Genomic DNA, 15,328 nt, shown 5'->3' with positions numbered 1-15,328 from the left:
GAACCTCCACGTCCGTAAGGACACTAGCACCTGAAGCTAGCGCGTCTACCAATTCCGCCATCTGGGCAGGCGACGCGTATGGTACCCGATTTCGTCGTCTTTGCAAGGGTCGGCGGGCGGTCGGGGCGAATTTTTCCGCCGATCCGGACGCCGGCGACCGATGCTGAGGTTGGGTGGTGGCCCGGGCGACGCTATACTGCGGCCATGACAATCAATCCCCTAAGCCAGATTCCTGGCCCGCGGCGCCCGGGCGCCCCCTTCCTTTTGCCGTCCCCGACCCTGCCAAGGATGCACCCCGCATGACTCACTGGACGCTCAGCGACGACCCGCATGCCAGCCGCGAGGCCCACAAGTACGACAAGCCGGCGCCCAGCCGCGAGTACCTGCTCGCCCGGCTGGAGGAGTACGGCAAGCCGATCACCCACGAGAAGATGAGCCGCCTGCTGGGCCTCGAGGATGAGGAGCTGCAGGAGGCGGTACGCCGACGCCTCGCCGCCATGGAGCGCGACGGCCAGGTGCTGCGCAACCGCGCCGGTGCCTATGCGCTGATCGACAAGCTCGACCTGATCAAGGGGAAGGTGCTCGGCCACCGCGACGGCTTCGGCTTCCTGCTGCGCGACGATGGCAAGAAGCCCGATCTGGTGCTGCCGCCGCGCCAGATGCGCCGCGTCTTCCACGGCGATCACGTGCTGGTGCGCATCAGCGGCCGCGACCGCCGTGGCCGTGACGAGGCCACTATCGCCGAGGTGCTGGCGCGCAATACCCAGACCATCGTCGGTGTCTACCGCGAGAACACCCCCGAGTTCGGCGTGCTGATTCCCGAGAACCCGCGCATCACCCAAGAGGTGATCATCCCCCACAGCGCCTGTGGCGGAGCGCAGGACGGCCAGGTGATCTCGGCGCGCATCGTCAAGCAACCCGAGACCCGGGTGCAGCCCGTGGGCGAGGTGGTCGAGGTGCTCGGCGAGCGCATGGACCCGGGGATGGAGATCGATATCGCCATCCGCAGCTACGAGATCCCCGCCGAGTTCCCGCCGGAGGTGCACGACCAGATCGCCGGGATGTCCGCCGAGGTGGCCGAAGATGACAAGGCGCACCGGGTCGACCTGCGCGACGTGCCCCTCGTCACCATCGACGACGAGACGGCCAAGGACTTCGACGACGCCGTCTGTGCCTGGAAGACCAAGTCCGGCAGCTGGAAGCTGCTGGTGGCTATCGCCGACGTCTCCCACTACGTGCGCCCCGGCAGTGCCCTGGATCAGGAGGCGACCCGTCGCGGCAACTCCGTCTATTTCCCCGGGCAGGTAGTGCCCATGCTGCCGGAGCTGCTCTCCAACGGGCTCTGCTCGCTGAACCCGGACGTCGACCGCCTGGCACTGGTCTGCGAGATGAACATCTCCCAGAATGGCGCGATCAGCCGCTACCGCTTCTACGAGGCGGTGTTCCGCTCCCATGCGCGGCTCACCTACAACAAGGTGGCGGCGATCCTCGACGACGAGGGAGACGAGGGCAATGCCCTGCGCGAGCAGTACCGCGAGCTGGTCAAGCCGCTCAAGAACCTGCATGCCCTCTACCGGCTGCTGCGCGAGGCGCGCGAGGCGCGGGGTGCCATTGACTTCGAGACCACCGAGACGGCCATCGTCTTCAATGACGAGCGCAAGATCGAGAAGATCGTCCCGCGTACCCGCAACGACGCCCACAAGCTCATCGAGGAGTGCATGCTGGCGGCCAACGTAGCCACGGCGCGCTTTCTCGACAAACATGACCTGCCGGCCCTCTACCGCATCCACGAGAAGCCTTCGCCGGAGCGCCTCGACAAGCTGCGCCTGTTTCTCAATGAGCTGGGGCTGTCACTGGGCGGGGGGGACGACCCCAGCCCGCAGGACTACCAGGAACTCGCCGAGGCCATCAAGGACCGCCCCGATTCGGACGTCATCCAGACGGTGATGTTGCGCTCCATGAGTCGGGCGGTCTATTCGCCCCAGAACGACGGCCACTTCGGTCTGGCCTACCCGGCCTATGCCCATTTCACTTCGCCGATCCGCCGCTACCCGGACCTGATCGTCCACCGGGCAATCCGCTCGGTGATTCGCGGCCCGCGCCAGACCGCCACCGTGCTGCGCGCCGAGGGCGCACCGGTGGAGCCGCCCAGCAAGTGGTGTCCCTACACCTTCGAGCAGATGCTCGAGCTCGGCGAGCACTGCTCGATGACCGAACGTCGCGCCGACGACGCCACTCGCGACGTCGAGGACTGGCTCAAGTGCGAGTTCATGTCCGACAAGCTCGGCGAGATCTATGAGGGCACCGTCGCCTCGGTGACCCAGTTCGGCATCTTCGTGCGTCTCGACGAGGTCTACGTGGAGGGGTTGGTGCACGTCACCTCGCTGCCCTCCGACTACTACCACTACGAGCCCGAGAAGCACCGCCTCAAGGGCGAGCGCAGCGGCATGAGCTACCGCCTCGGCGACGGCGTCACCGTGCAGGTGGCGCGCGTCGATCTCGACGATCGCAAGATAGACTTCGAGCTGGCCGATGCGACGCCGCGGCCGCAGCGCAAGCCACGGCGGCGGCGCGCCGTGGATGCCGCGCCGGACCGCGGTCGGGCGCGGGCCGGTGCGGCCAAGGCCAAGGGCAAGGCGGACGAGAGCCAGGGTGCCGAGGGCAAGGGCCAGCGCCGCGGCGGTCGCGGCAAGCCGCGCTCGCGCAAGCGTTGAGCGGGGTGAGTCGACGGTGAGCGAGAAACGACGCACGCAGAACCGGGCGGGGCGCAAGCCTCGCCGCCCCCGCCGCCCGTCCACTGCAGCCCCCGCCGGGCTCGAGGCGGTGTTCGGGGTTCATGCCGTGGAGGCGCTGCTGGCACGCGGTGAGCCGCCCCGCGAGCTGTGGGTGCAGGAGGGCGCCGCCGAGCGGCGTCTCGAGGCGCTGGTGGCCCAGGCCCGGGCTGCTGGGGTGAGCCCGCTCGCCCGGCCCCGCGAGGTGCTGGACGACCTGGCCGGCGGCGGTGCCCACCAGGGGGTGATCGCCTTCTGTTCCCCGCTCGTCGCCCAGGATGAGGCGGCGCTTTACTTCCAACTGGAGGCCTGGCCCTTCACGGCCCCGCCGCTGTTGCTGGTGCTCGATGGCGTCACCGACGTGCACAACCTGGGCGCCTGCCTGCGCAGCGCCGATGCCGCCGGCGCCCACGGGGTGATCGTTCCCAAGGACAAGTCCGCCCCGCTCAATGCCACGGTGCGCAAGGTGGCCTGCGGCGCGGCGGAGAGCGTGCCGGTCTATCAGGTCACCAACCTGGCGCGCGCCCTGGCCAGGCTCAAGACGCTCGATGTCTGGGTCATCGGTACCGCCGGCGAGGCCGAGGAGAGCCTCTTCGCGGCCGACTTCAGCGGGCCCGTGGCGCTGGTGATGGGCGCCGAGGGCAAGGGGCTGCGACGCCTCACCCGCGAGGCGTGCGACCATCTCGTCAAGCTGCCCATGGCCGGGGCGGTGTCGAGCCTCAATGTCTCGGTGGCCACCGGCATCGGCCTCTTCGAGGCGGTGCGCCAACGCCGCCGATGATCGCGCGCCTTGCAACTGATGGCGTGCCTCTCTAGAATGCAGGCGCCCGTTCCTGCGTGAGCGGGCGTTTCCATTTCACCTCCTTGCTTCCTCTGAGCGCGACACGCCTCACGTGGAAGCTGCTAACCCGCAAGGAGATCCCCATGCGTCATTACGAAATCGTGTTCATGGTCCATCCGGACCAGAGCGAGCAAGTGCCGTCCATGGTCGAGCGCTACTCCAGCATCGTCACCGAGAGCGGTGGCACCGTGCATCGGCTGGAGGACTGGGGCCGCCGTCACCTGGCCTACCCGATCAACAAGATCCACAAGGCGCACTACGTGCTGATGAACGTCGAGTGCAGCGGCGAGACCCTCGAGGAGATCGAGAACATCTTCCGCTTCAACGACGCCATCATCCGTAGCCTGGTGGTGCGCTGCAAGGAAGCCATCACCGAGGCGTCGCCGATGATGAAGCCGGCCGAAGAGAAGCGGGCGCGCCGCGAAGAGAAACCGCGCAGCGCCGAAGCCACCGCCTAAGTCACCATTCGCTCGCCCCAAGGAGTCTTTTCCATGGCACGCTTTTTCCGCCGTCGCAAGTTCTGCCGTTTCACCGCCGAGGGCGTGAAGCAGATCGACTACAAGGATCTGGACACGCTCAAGGCCTACATCACCGAGACCGGCAAGATCGTACCCAGCCGCATCACCGGCACCAAGGCGCGTTACCAGCGTCAGCTGGCGACCGCCGTCAAGCGCGCTCGCTACCTGGCCCTGCTGCCCTATACCGACAGCCACCAGTAAGCCGGCCAGCCGATGTTGCCCATCGCCCGCTGGCTGATGCGCGGCACGCCCCATGCAGCAGGCGGGGCGGCCGTAACGGCCATTGTGCCCTGGCTGTTCTGGCTGAGCGGGGCCATTGCGGCGCTGGTCACCCTGCGAAGCGGCTTCTCCGCGGCGCTGCCGGTGATCGTGGCGGCCGCCGTACCGGCCGGCTGGTGGTGGATGCAGGGCGATGCGATACCGCTGGCCAGCGTGCTGCTGGTCACCCTGATGGCGCTGGTGCTGCGCGAGCGCATGCGCTGGAGCGAGGCGCTGATCGTCGGTGCTCTGGCCGGGGCGGCGATGATCCAGTTGGGGCTCTTCGTGCCGCCGGGGGGGACCGGGCCACTGCTCGAGCAGCTGCGCCAGGGCTCGGCCGAGGTCGACGCCATGCTCAGCGAGCTGGCCCGCCAGGGCTACGATGCCGAGGCGCTGGCCACGCTGTTGGTCGGGGGCATTACCGGTCTGGTGGTGCTGCTCGCTGCGGTGGGCTGCCTGGCGCTGGCGCGCAGTTGGCAGGCGGGGCTCTACAACCCCGGCGGCTTTCGCGAGGAGTTCCACGCGCTGCGCCTGTCCGGCCGCGAGCTGGGCCTGCTGGTGGGCGTTGGCGCGGTGGGCGCGCTGCTGGGGGTGCCGGCGCTGGCCATGCTGGTATGGGTTCCCCTGCTGGTGGCCGGCATTGCGCTGGTCCACGGCTTCATCGGTGCCAAGGGCATGAACGGGCTGTGGCTGATCGCCTTCTATCTGCTGCTGATCACCACCTGGCCCATGATTCTGATCGTGCTGCTGGCGGCCTTGCTCGACGTGTTCGCGGATTTCCGCGGCCGTCTGGCCTCCCGCAGCGATTGACATAGAGGTTCACGAGATGGAAGTCATTCTGCTCGACAAGATTGGCAAGCTGGGCGGCCTGGGCGACCAGGTCACCGTCAAGCCCGGCTATGGCCGCAACTACCTGGTGCCCTACGGCCTGGCCGTGCCGGCGACCAAGGACAACATCGCCGCCTTCGAGGCGCAGCGTGCCGAGCTCGAGGCCCAGGCCGCCGAGCGCAAGGCCGAGGCCGAGTCACGCGCCGCCCAGCTCGCCGATATCGAGCTGTCGCTGGTCGCCAAGGCCGGCGACGAGGGCAAGCTGTTCGGCTCCATCGGTCCGCGCGACCTGGCCGAGGCAATCTCCTCTGCCGGCATCGACGTTGCCAAGAGCGAAGTGCGCATGCCCGACGGGCCGCTCCGCGCCACCGGCGAGTACGATATCGACCTGCACCTGCATGCCGAAGTCGACGCCACCGTGCGCGTGGTGGTGGTGGCCGAATAAGCCTCATTGCCGAGCTTTCGCGCTGCCCCGCACCCGTCAGGGTTGCGGGGCTTTTCGTTTGCGCCTGCCCCGTTTGGAGGCCTGCGCGCTTGCGCTAGAATGACCCCTTGCCGCCGTGGAGTTCGTCCGCCATGAATGACGTCGTCGCCCCCGACCAGGAAACTGCCGCCCTCAAGGTGCCGCCGCACTCGCTGGAGGCGGAGCAGTCGGTGCTGGGCGGGCTGATGCTCGACAACGCGGCCTGGGACAACGTCGCCGACCGTCTGGGGGCCGACGACTTCTACCGCTACGAGCATCGTCTCATCTTCAACGTCATGGCGGGCCTGGCGGAGGGGGCGCGCCCGCTGGACGTGGTGACGCTCTCCGAGGCGCTGGAGGGGCGCGACCAGCTCGATACCGTGGGCGGGCTCGCCTACCTCGCAGAGCTGGCGCGCAACACGCCCTCGGCGAGCAACATTCGCGCCTACGCTGATATCGTTCGCGAGCGCGCCACCCTGCGCAAGCTGATCCGCGCGGCCAGCCAGATCGCCGACGGCGCTTTCAGCCCCCAGGGGCGGCCGGCCGACGAACTCCTCGATGAGGCTGAACGGCTGGTCTTCCAAATCAGCGAGGAGCGGCCCAAGTCGGGTGGCCCCATCGGTATGAGCGAGCTGCTCGCCAAGGCGGTGGATCGCATCGACGAGCTGTTCAACCTCCAAGGCGAGATGACGGGGCTTTCCACGGGCTTTCGCGACCTCGACGACATGACTTCGGGGCTGCAGCCCTCCGACCTGGTGATTATTGCGGGCAGGCCCTCGATGGGCAAGACGACCTTCGCCATGAACCTGGTGGAACATGCGGTGATCGCCAGCGACAAGCCGGTGATGGTGTTCTCCATGGAGATGCCCGCGGAGTCGCTGATGCTGCGCATGCTCTCCTCACTGGGGCGCATCGACCAGACTCGGGTGCGCACCGGCCAGCTCGAGGACGAGGACTGGCCGCGCCTCACCTCGGCGGTCAACCTGCTCAAGGACAAGCAGCTGTTCATCGACGACACCGCCGCGCTGTCGCCCAACGAGATGCGCTCGCGCATCCGCCGGGTGGTGCGCGAGCACGGCAACCTGGCGATGATCATGATCGACTACCTGCAGCTGATGCAGATCCCCGGTTTCTCGGAGAATCGCACCGGCGAGATCTCCGAGATCTCGCGCTCGCTCAAGGGCCTGGCCAAGGAGTTCGGCTGTCCGGTGATCGCGCTCTCGCAGCTTAACCGCTCGCTCGAACAGCGTCCCAACAAGCGTCCGGTGATGTCGGACCTGCGCGAGTCGGGGGCTATCGAGCAGGATGCGGACATCATCGCCTTCGTCTACCGTGACGAGGTGTACAACCCCGATAACCCCGACAATCAGGGGCTGGCCGAGCTGATCATCGGCAAGCAGCGTAACGGCCCCATCGGCACGGTGCACATGGCCTTCATCGGCAAGTACACCCGCTTCGAGGACCTGGCGCCGGATAGCTACGGCGAGGCCTTCGGCGACTAGAAGCGGCTTGAGTCCCGCACGCGGGCTCGTATAATGCCGACCCCTCGGATCAGCACAGGAAGGAGACACCATGGCAGGCGGATTTCGGCGCGGCAAGCGGTCGCGCGTGCCCAAGCTGGAAGCGCGTGGCGAGCTGCAGTCAGTGGAGCGCGAAGGGCCCTTCAAGGAGTGGCTGGGCATGCCCGACCTCTACCGCTTCCACTTGGTGGTGGATGGCGAGGCATACAGCTACCAGACCGAGGAGGCGGAGCTTGCCGTCGAGGTGGGCGACCGGGTGGTGTTTCGTTACAAGGAGACCAAGGCGGGCAAGTGGGTGGATCGCAACTCCCTGGCCAAGGCCATCGACCCCTCCAGCTATCAGTGAGCGTGGGCGCTCCCCGTCGCCGGAACCCTTCCTTCCCGGGCGTGGTCACAGCCAAGACACGGTATCGTCATGCGGGTGTCATCGGTGTGGCCCAGGCTGTGGCCACTTGGCAATCCCGGCCCGCTCCCAAGGAGGGACCTATGCAACTGCACGCGCTCAAGACCTTCGTGGCCGCCCACGACAATTTCGAGATTCGCGTCATCACCCATGCCGGCAGCCACTGCTACCAGATGGAGCTGGAAGACGTCGAAGGTGTCCGGCACACCCTGGAAAACCGCGGCAAGCCCATGCTCTTCCGTTCGCTGGAGGACGTCTACCTGGAGCTCAAGCGCGCCGGCATCCATCGTGCCTATCTGGTGCAGTACGTGCCCCAGGACGAGGTCATCGGGCGCGAGGCCCACTACCACGATCCGCTGGCATCGCGCATGCCGCTGGTGTTCTGACGTCATCACCCTTTCACCCGACAATCGCGGGGCCGCTGTACGCTGAGGCTTTTTCCTGAGCTGTACAAATAAACCCCATAGTACAACTTCATGCCCCTCGCCAGCGTTGGCTGGTAAACTGTGCTCGACGTCGTCACCGACCAGAAGGAGCGCAGTGCATGACCGCATCGCAAGTGGATCAAGACCAGCCCGGCGAGGGCCGCCTGGCGCATGCCCCGGCCGACCACCCGCCGGTGGCGCGTCCCCGAGTGGGAGTGGTGCTGGCCAACCTCGGTACGCCGGATGCCACCGACTACTGGTCCATGCGCCGCTATCTCAACGAATTCCTCTCTGACAAGCGGGTGGTGGACTACCCGAGCTGGAAATGGCAGCCACTGCTGCAGCTGATCATCCTCACCAAGCGCCCCTTCAGCTCCGGGGCCGCCTATCGCGGCATCTGGAACACCGACCGGGACGAGAGCCCTCTGCTCACCATCACCCGCGAACAGACGCGCAAGGTGGCTGAGGGGCTCGCTGCGGCCCACGGTGATGGGGTGCTGGTCGATTTCTGCATGCGCTACGGCAACCCCTCCACCGACAGCGTGCTGCGCCGTATGCAGGCGGCGGGCTGCGAGAAGATCCTGTTCTTCCCGCTCTACCCGCAGTACGCCTCGCCGACCACCGCCACGGCCAACGACCAGGCCTTCCGCACCCTGATGCAGCTCAAGTGGCAGCCGGCGCTGCGCACCGTGCCGGCCTACTTCGCGCACCCCGACTACATCACGGCGCTGGCCAACTCGGTGAACGAAGCCTATGCGGCCGCGGAGGAAAGTCCCGAGGTGCTGGTGGCCTCCTATCACGGCGTGCCGAAGCGCTTTCTGCGCGAGGGCGACCCCTATCACTGCCAGTGCCAGAAGACCACGCGACTGCTGCGCGAGCGGCTGGGTTGGGAGCCGGACGCCGTCCAGACCGCCTTCCAGTCGCAGTTCGGTCCCGAGGAGTGGGTGGGGCCGGCCACGGTGGACCACGTGGCCGAGCTGGCCCGACGAGGCAGGAAGCACATCGCGGTGATTTCGCCGGCCTTCTCCGCCGACTGCGTGGAGACCCTCGAGGAGATCAACGAGGAGATCAAGGAGAGCTTCCTTGCCGCCGGCGGCGAACGCTTCACCTACGTGCCCTGCCTCAACGACCGCGACGACCACATCCAGGCGCTGCTCGCGGTGATCGAGAACGAGCTGGCCGGCTGGTGTTGAACCGGCCGGCTCAGGCGGTCTCGCGCTGCTTGAACCGGGACCGCTTCTTGGCCTTGCGCGTGTGCCACGGGTGCTTGGCGCGGGCCGGGCGCGCCACTCGGCTCTGGCCCACGTCCTCGTCGCGGAGCTCGGGCACCGAGCCGCGCGTGCCGGTGATGAAGCGCAGGTGCATGTGCAGGCCGGTCTTGGCCAGCATGTGACCGGTCACCGGGGCGCTGATGAACAGGAACAGCGTGATCAGCAGTTCTTGGACGTGGAAGGTGCGCTGGGTGACCGTGAAGTAGAGCATCGAGGCGATCAGTATGCAGCCGATGCCCAGGGTGGTGCCCTTGGTGGGGCCATGCAGGCGCATGAAGAAGTCCTTGAGCTTCAGCATGCCCAGCGAGCCGGTGAAGGCAAAGATCCCCCCGGCGACCAGCAGGAGGGAGATAAGGCCCTCGGTGATGACGAAGAAGGTCATGGTCTCGCTCCTCGAGTCACTCGATGATGTCGCCACGCAGCAGGTAGCGGCAGATGGCCATGGTGCCCACGAAGCCCAGCATGGCGATGAGGATGGCGGCCTCGAAATAGGTCTTGGTGTTGAGCCACAGTCCCAGCAGCACGATGAGCGCGATGGAGTTAACGTAGAGCGTGTCCAGCGCCAGCAGGCGGTCGGGGACATCGGGGCCGATGGCCAGTCGATAGACGTTCATCGCCATGGCCAGCACGATCAGCGTCAGGCTGACCCACAAGGCGGTGTCTAGCATTCGAAGATCTCCTTGAGCGGCCGCTCGTAGCGTTCACGGATCTCGCGGATCAGCGCCTGCTCCTCGCCCATGTCGAGGGCGTGGATCAACAGCGAGGAGCCGTCCAGGCGAATGTTGGTGGAGACCGTGCCGGGCGTCATGGTGATGGTGTTGGCCAGCAGGGTGATGGTCAGACGGTCCTTCACCTCCAGCGGGTACTCGATGAAGCCGGGGTGCGCCTCGCGCTTGGGCGACAGAATCAACCGGCTTACCTGGAGGTTGGCCACCACGATGTCCCACAGCACCACCAGCACGAAACGCGCCAGCTTGAGGGGGTGCTTGACTCGCGGCAGGGGCTCCCAGAAGTCGCGAGTCATCAGCGGGATGACCACCGCCAGGAAGAGACCGAGCAGGATCTGACCGAAGGACACGCTGCGCACCATCAGCAGCCAGACCACCAGCAGCACCAGCGACAGGGTCGGGGTCGGAAGGTAGCGTCCCAGGGCTTTCATCGCACTTCTCCCTCCAGCTCATGGACCGGGGCGACCCGGGCGATCGGTCTCTCGCCGAACAGCTCGGCGACCACGGCACCGGGCTGGGCCAGCTGCTGGGCCGTGGCCCGCGTGTACTCGCTCATGGGGCCGCCGAAGGCCACCAGCAGCGGGGCGCTGGCCATCAGCCACAGGACCCCGGCGAGCTGGGCGCGGTTCACCCGGCCGGATGCCACCTCGCCCTTGTAGCTTGCCCAGAAGAACACCGAGCCGGCGCGCGACAGCGCCACCAGGGCGCACAGCCCCGCAAGCAGCAGTAGCGGCCACAGCCACAGCCGCGCGCTGCCTTCCACGGCCTGCATCAGCATCAGCTTGCCCAGCGCGCCGGCCAGGGGCGGCAGGCCGGCCACGCCCACCGCGGCCACCAGGAAGAGACCGCCGAGCAGGAAGCGCTGGTGGAGGCGGCGGGCACGCACCAGGCGGGTGCCCGCCTTGCCGCGCTGCTGACCGATCAGTTCGGCGAGCAGGAACAGCGCCCCGCAGATCAGGGTAGTGTGGGGCAGGTAGTAGAGCAGCGCCGTGTTGGCGCCGGGGCTCGCCAGGGCGCTGCCGGCCAGCAGCGTGCCCACCGAGATCAGTACCAGATAGGCGATCAGGGTTCGCAGGTCGCGGGCGGCGAGCACCCCCACGGCGGCCAGCACCAGGGTGGCAAGCCCCGACCACCACAGCCAGGCGGCAATGGGCTCGGCGGCCGGCGTGTCGGCGAAGACCAGGCTCTGCACCCGCAGGATGGCGTAGAGCCCGACCTTGGTCATGATGGCGAAGAGTGCCGCCACCGGGGCGGGCGCCGCGGCATAGGTGCGCGGCAGCCAGAAGTAGAGCGGCAGCAGCGCCGCCTTGAGGCTGAACACCACGATCAGCAGCAGCCCCCCGGCAGTCACCAGCGCGGCCTGGTCGTTGGGCATGCCGGCGATACGCCGCGCCATGTCGGCCATGTTGAGCGTGCCGGTGGCGCCGTAGAGGATGCCGAGCGAGATCAGGAACAGCGCCGAGCCGGCCAGGTTGAGGATCACGTAGTGCAGACCGGCGCCCACGCGCCCCTTGCCGCCGCCGTGCATCAGCAGGGCATAGGAGGCGAGCAGCAGGATCTCGAAGAACACGAAGAGGTTGAAGATGTCCCCGGTGAGGAAGGCGCCGTTCAGCCCCATCAGCTGCAGCTGGAAGACGCCGTGGAAATAGGCACCGCGCATGTCGTCCCCGGCGCAGGCGAACAGCACGCAGCCCAGGGCCAGCACGGCGGTGAGGGTCAGCATCAGGGCGGAGAGCCGGTCGAGCATGAGCACGATGCCGTAGGGGGCCTCCCAGTTGCCCAGGGCATAAAAGGCCAGGCCGCCGCCGGCGGCCCGCTCGAGTAGGCCCAGGTTGACCACCAGCAGCAGGGCGGTGAAGGTCAGGCTGAGACCACGCTGGGTCGACTCGGTGGCCCGGCCGGAGAGCAGCAGGACCAGGGCGCCCAGCATGGGCAGCAGGATGGGCAGGGCGATCAGGTGTTGGCTCATCAGCGGGTATCTCCTTCTTCGCCCTGCTGGCCGTCGACGTGGTCGCTGCCCAGCTCGCTGCGCGCCCGCACCGCGAGGATGACGACGAAGGCGGTCATGGCAAAGCCGATGACGATGGCTGTCAGCACCAGCGCGTGGGGCAGCGGGTCGGTGGGGCTGAGCGAGGCGCCGATCACTGGCGCGGCATTGGTGCGCAGCCCGCCGCTGGAGAACAGGAAGAGGTTCACGGCGTAGGAGAGCAGCGAAAGGCCGATGATGACCGGGAAGGTGCGGCCGCGCAGCAGCAGGTAGATGCCGCTGGCAGTGAGTATTCCGACCACAACCGAGAACAGGGCTTCCATCAGTGCTCCTCCAGAGTCGGACGGTGAATGGTGGTGACACGACCGAGGTTGACCAGGATCATCAGGGTGGCCCCGACCACGGCCAGGAAGACCCCGAGATCGAAGAGCATCGCCGTGGCCAGTTCGAACTCGCCGATCAGCGGCAGGTGGAAGTGGCCGAAGGCCGAGGTCAGGAAGGGGTAGCCGAACAGCCAGCTGCCCAGGCCGGTGGCCAGGGCGACGGCCAGCCCCGATACGGCCACGATCGGATAGGCGATCGGCAGGCGGGCCCGCGTCCAGTCGTGCCCGCGCGCCATGTACTGCAGGAGCAGCGCGGTGGCGGTGATCAGTCCGGCCACGAAACCGCCGCCCGGCTGGTTGTGGCCGCGAAGGAAGATATAGACGGAGACCAGCAGGGCCAGCGGCAGCAGGATCTGGGCGACCACGGCGAGGATCATCGGGTAGCGGTGCTGCGACCAGCGAATGCCCTCGACGTTGCCCGCCGGCATGAACAGCCTGAGGCGGTTGAGCAGTTTGAAGGTGGCTAGGCCGGCCAGCGTCAGTACGGTGATCTCGCCGAAGGTGTCGAAGCCGCGGAAGTCGACCAGGATGACGTTGACCACGTTGGAGCCGCCACCGCCCGGGATGCTTTCGCGCAGGAAGTAGTCGGCGATGCTCAGCGTCTCGCGGGTCAGCAGGGCATAGTTGAGCATGGCGATCACCAGCCCCATCGCCACCGCCAGCAGCAGGTCACGCAGGATACGCCGGCCGGAGACCATCAGCGGCGGGCGCTGGGGCAGGAAGAACAGGGCCAGGATCAGCAGAATCATGGTGACCACTTCCACCGACAACTGGGTCAGAGCGAGGTCCGGCGCCGAGAAGCGCACGAAGGCGAGCGACACCATCAGACCGACGACCGACAGCATCAGGATCGAGACCAGTCGCCAGCGGTGGCTGAGCGCGCTGCTGATGGCGCAGAAGATGGTCAGCGCCGCACCCAGCACCAGCATGGCGTCGATCGGCTGCAGGCCGGCGGCCCCGGTGAGGTTGTCGAGCTGCATCAGGCCTATGCCGGCCATGGCCAGGGCGCACAGCACCAGCAGCGCCTGGTAGCGCTGCAGCGAGCCGTTTTCCAGGCGCAGGGTGAGCCACAGCGCGGCCTTGATGACGCGCAGCACGGCGGCTTCGAAGAGGCGGCTGGCGTCGCGGGCCGGGAAGAGCGCGGCAATGGCAGCGAGGCGCCGCTGCTGGCGCAGGACCACCACGCCGCCAGCCACGGCGACGGCGCTCATCAGCAGCGGCAGGTTGAGCCCGTGCCACAGCGCCAGGTTCAGTTCGGGCGTGGATGCGCCCTGGATGGCCAGGCTCGCGGCGCTGACCAGAGGTTCGGCCAGGGTCATGGGGAAGAGTCCCACCAGCAGGCTCATGGCGGCCAGGAAGAGCCCCGGGGCGAGCATGCCGCGGGCCGGGTCGTGAACCTTGAGCAATGGCTGGGCCTTCTCTTCGCGGGTCAGCTTGGGCGCGGCGAAGAACAGGCTCCACACCAGGCGCAGCGAGTAGGCCACCGAGAGCGTGGCGGCAAGCACCACCAGCAGCGGGATGACGCCGCTCAGCGCACCGAGCAGGCCGGTCTGCAGGCTCTGGTCGAGCAGCATCTCCTTGGAGAGGAAGCCGTTGAACGGCGGAATGCCGGCCATGGCGGCGCCGGCCAGCAGGGTCAGGGTGCCGGTGAGCGGCATCATCGACCACAGCGCGCCCAAGCGGTCGATATCGCGAGTGCCCGCCTCGTGGTCGATGATCCCCACGCTCATGAACAGCGCCGCCTTGAAGGTAGCGTGGTTGAGGATGTGGAAGGTCGCGGCGGCCAGTGCCAGCGGGCTCCCCAGGCCCAGCAGCAGGGTGATCAGGCCCAGGTGGCTCACCGTCGAGAAGGCCAGGATGCCCTTGAGGTCGCGCTCCAGCAGGGCGAACCAGGCGGCATAGAGCATGGTGGCAAGCCCGGCCAGGGTCAGGCACAGTGACCACAGAGCGGTGTCGCCCAGCGCCGGATTGAGGCGCGCCATCAGGAATACGCCGGCCTTGACCATGGTCGCCGAGTGCAGGAATGCCGACACCGGAGTGGGCGCAGCCATGGCGTGGGGCAGCCAGAAGTGGAAGGGGAACTGCGCCGACTTGGTGAAGGCCCCGAGCAGCACCAGAGCGACGATCAGCGGGTAGTGCTCCGAGGCGCGGATGGCGTCGCCGGCGGCGAGCACCTCGCCAAGGGCAAAGGTGCCGGCAGCCTGGCCGATCAGCAGCAGACCGGCGAGCAGTGCCAGCCCGCCGGCGCCGGTCACCGCCAGGGCCATGCGCGCGCCGCGCCGGGCATCGCTGCGGTGCCCCCAGAAACCGATCAGCAGGAAGGAGGAGATGCTGGTCAACTCCCAGAACAGCCACAGCAGGATCAGGTTGTCCGCCATGACGATGCCGAGCATGGCGGTCATGAACAGCATCATGTAGGCGAGGAAGCGGCCGTCGTCCTCCTTGGCGGAGAGATAGTGCCCGGCGTAGTAGAGGATCAGGCTACCGATGCCCAGAATCAGCAGGGCGAACAGCAGCGTCAGACCGTCGACGCGCAGGGCGAGGTCGAGCCCGAGCAGCGGCATCCAGGGTATCTGCAAGCTGACCACCTCGCCGGAGAACACGGCCGGGGCGTGGCTGAGTACCAGGGCCAGGGCTAGCAGCGGGGCGACGAGGGTGGCCCTGACGCAGATCATGCGGCCACGACGGGAGGTCATTACCGGCACGGCAATGCCGGCGATGGTAAGAAGGGGAATCCACAGCAATGACATTGGTGGTTCGTCCATTCTGACGGCGGTTACGGAGACATCGTCGCCACTCACCGTTCGTCGAGCGGTCGCGACTTCGGGTCGTGGCGTTCAATGTGCCGGATACCACGCGGAGGCTCATTGGGTCGGCGGCGATAGAAGGATCGCACCGCTGACGCGTTGGGAGCGCCGGATGAACTCTCGGG

Annotated in this window: 16 protein-coding genes and 1 tRNA gene (1 of these 17 cut by a window edge); 10 read left to right on the top strand and 7 right to left on the bottom strand. The window is 67.5% G+C overall.

Going from position 1 to position 15,328, the window contains the following annotated elements:
• Positions 1–67, bottom strand: a tRNA-Leu gene (locus tag FEF15_RS07630) (it extends 21 nt beyond the left edge of the window).
• Between the two features lie 232 nt (positions 68–299).
• Between FEF15_RS07630 and rnr the strand changes: the two genes are divergently transcribed.
• The 10 genes from rnr (at position 300) to hemH (ending at position 9,220) form a co-directional block, all read left to right on the top strand.
• Positions 300–2,714 (top strand): ribonuclease R, encoded by a 2,415-nt coding sequence (gene rnr / locus FEF15_RS07625; protein WP_163558562.1) that lies wholly within the window; start codon positions 300–302, stop codon positions 2,712–2,714.
• Between the two features lie 109 nt (positions 2,715–2,823).
• Positions 2,824–3,552: a 23S rRNA (guanosine(2251)-2'-O)-methyltransferase RlmB gene (gene rlmB, locus FEF15_RS07620; RefSeq protein WP_163558633.1), complete on the top strand. Its 729-nt coding sequence runs from the start codon at positions 2,824–2,826 to the stop codon at positions 3,550–3,552.
• A 143-nt stretch (positions 3,553–3,695) separates the two neighbouring features.
• Positions 3,696–4,070 carry a 30S ribosomal protein S6 gene (gene rpsF / locus FEF15_RS07615; protein WP_163558561.1) on the top strand — a complete coding sequence of 125 codons (375 nt, stop codon included), beginning with the start codon at positions 3,696–3,698 and terminating at the stop codon, positions 4,068–4,070.
• A gap of 33 nt (positions 4,071–4,103) precedes the next feature.
• Positions 4,104–4,331: a 30S ribosomal protein S18 gene (gene rpsR, locus FEF15_RS07610; protein WP_023004506.1), complete on the top strand. Its 228-nt coding sequence runs from the start codon at positions 4,104–4,106 to the stop codon at positions 4,329–4,331.
• A 12-nt stretch (positions 4,332–4,343) separates the two neighbouring features.
• Complete coding sequence (locus FEF15_RS07605; protein ID WP_163558560.1) at positions 4,344–5,198, top strand: hypothetical protein; 855 nt, start codon at positions 4,344–4,346, stop codon at positions 5,196–5,198.
• A gap of 16 nt (positions 5,199–5,214) precedes the next feature.
• Positions 5,215–5,661 (top strand): 50S ribosomal protein L9, encoded by a 447-nt coding sequence (gene rplI / locus FEF15_RS07600; RefSeq protein WP_163558559.1) that lies wholly within the window; start codon positions 5,215–5,217, stop codon positions 5,659–5,661.
• Positions 5,662–5,792: 131 nt separating this feature from the next.
• Positions 5,793–7,181 (top strand): replicative DNA helicase, encoded by a 1,389-nt coding sequence (gene dnaB, locus FEF15_RS07595; protein WP_163558558.1) that lies wholly within the window; start codon positions 5,793–5,795, stop codon positions 7,179–7,181.
• Between the two features lie 70 nt (positions 7,182–7,251).
• The gene (locus tag FEF15_RS07590) at positions 7,252–7,545 is read left to right on the top strand and encodes a hypothetical protein (RefSeq protein ID WP_163558557.1); all 294 of its coding nucleotides are present in this window, start codon (positions 7,252–7,254) and stop codon (positions 7,543–7,545) included.
• Positions 7,546–7,685: 140 nt separating this feature from the next.
• A complete protein-coding gene (locus FEF15_RS07585) occupies positions 7,686–7,988 on the top strand; it encodes a DUF6482 family protein (RefSeq protein ID WP_163558556.1) in 303 nt (100 codons plus the stop codon).
• Positions 7,989–8,146: 158 nt separating this feature from the next.
• Positions 8,147–9,220 (top strand): ferrochelatase, encoded by a 1,074-nt coding sequence (gene hemH / locus FEF15_RS07580; protein WP_163558555.1) that lies wholly within the window; start codon positions 8,147–8,149, stop codon positions 9,218–9,220.
• Positions 9,221–9,230: 10 nt separating this feature from the next.
• On the opposite strand, the gene FEF15_RS07575 is transcribed toward hemH, so the two are convergent.
• Genes FEF15_RS07575 through FEF15_RS07550 form a run of 6 tightly spaced genes read right to left on the bottom strand, consistent with a single transcriptional unit; the run spans position 9,231 to position 15,146 of the window.
• On the bottom strand, positions 9,231–9,680 hold the full coding sequence (locus tag FEF15_RS07575) for a Na+/H+ antiporter subunit G (protein ID WP_163558554.1): 450 nt from the start codon (positions 9,678–9,680) through the stop codon (positions 9,231–9,233).
• 16 nt (positions 9,681–9,696) lie between these two features.
• On the bottom strand, positions 9,697–9,966 hold the full coding sequence (locus tag FEF15_RS07570) for a K+/H+ antiporter subunit F (RefSeq protein WP_163558553.1): 270 nt from the start codon (positions 9,964–9,966) through the stop codon (positions 9,697–9,699).
• A complete protein-coding gene (locus tag FEF15_RS07565; RefSeq protein WP_163558552.1) occupies positions 9,960–10,457 on the bottom strand; it encodes a Na+/H+ antiporter subunit E in 498 nt (165 codons plus the stop codon). The genes FEF15_RS07570 and FEF15_RS07565 overlap by 7 nt, the downstream gene beginning before the upstream one ends.
• Positions 10,454–11,995: a monovalent cation/H+ antiporter subunit D gene (locus FEF15_RS07560; protein WP_163558551.1), complete on the bottom strand. Its 1,542-nt coding sequence runs from the start codon at positions 11,993–11,995 to the stop codon at positions 10,454–10,456. The genes FEF15_RS07565 and FEF15_RS07560 overlap by 4 nt, the downstream gene beginning before the upstream one ends.
• Complete coding sequence (locus tag FEF15_RS07555; protein ID WP_163558550.1) at positions 11,995–12,336, bottom strand: Na+/H+ antiporter subunit C; 342 nt, start codon at positions 12,334–12,336, stop codon at positions 11,995–11,997. The genes FEF15_RS07560 and FEF15_RS07555 overlap by 1 nt, the downstream gene beginning before the upstream one ends.
• Positions 12,336–15,146 (bottom strand): monovalent cation/H+ antiporter subunit A, encoded by a 2,811-nt coding sequence (locus FEF15_RS07550; protein WP_163558549.1) that lies wholly within the window; start codon positions 15,144–15,146, stop codon positions 12,336–12,338. Before FEF15_RS07550 ends, FEF15_RS07555 begins: the two co-directional genes overlap by 1 nt.
• Positions 15,147–15,328 lie beyond the last annotated feature (182 nt).

This window comes from Halomonas sp. NO4, assembly GCF_010994375.1.
GTDB lineage: Bacteria > Pseudomonadota > Gammaproteobacteria > Pseudomonadales > Halomonadaceae > Halomonas.
This window is presented reverse-complemented; position numbering and strand designations above follow the sequence as displayed.